This window comes from Streptococcus suis, from assembly GCF_002964045.1.
GTDB lineage: Bacteria > Bacillota > Bacilli > Lactobacillales > Streptococcaceae > Streptococcus > Streptococcus suis_U.
On sequence record NZ_POPB01000552.1, the window covers coordinates 1 to 349 of the forward strand.

1 protein-coding gene is annotated in these 349 nt (G+C 45.0%); it reads left to right on the forward strand.

The window, feature by feature from the left end:
• Positions 1-349: MFS transporter (locus C1E99_RS12645; RefSeq protein ID WP_153060248.1), on the forward strand; the 349-nt coding region annotated here is incomplete at both ends.

Here is a 349-nt window from a genome sequence, read left to right on the forward strand (position 1 = left end):
TTCCCAATGCGACTGCCTTGATTGCCAGTCAGGTTCCAAAGGATAAGACGGGGTATGCTCTGGGGACCTTATCAACAGGTGCGGTAGCGGGTAATTTGATTGGTCCGACCCTAGGTGGTATCTTAGCAGAGATGTTTGGCGTACATACGGTATTTTTGCTGGTGGGACTTCTTTATGCTATCGTTGTGTTACTGACCGTTTTTTATATTCGAGAGGATTTTGTTCCAATCAAAAAAGGCGAAGAAATGTCGGTTAAAGAGGTATTTGAGCAGGTGAAAGATCGGCAGATGCTGGTTGGGCTTTTTGTGACTTCTATGATTATTATTGCAGCTGCTCAGGCTGTTGTTCC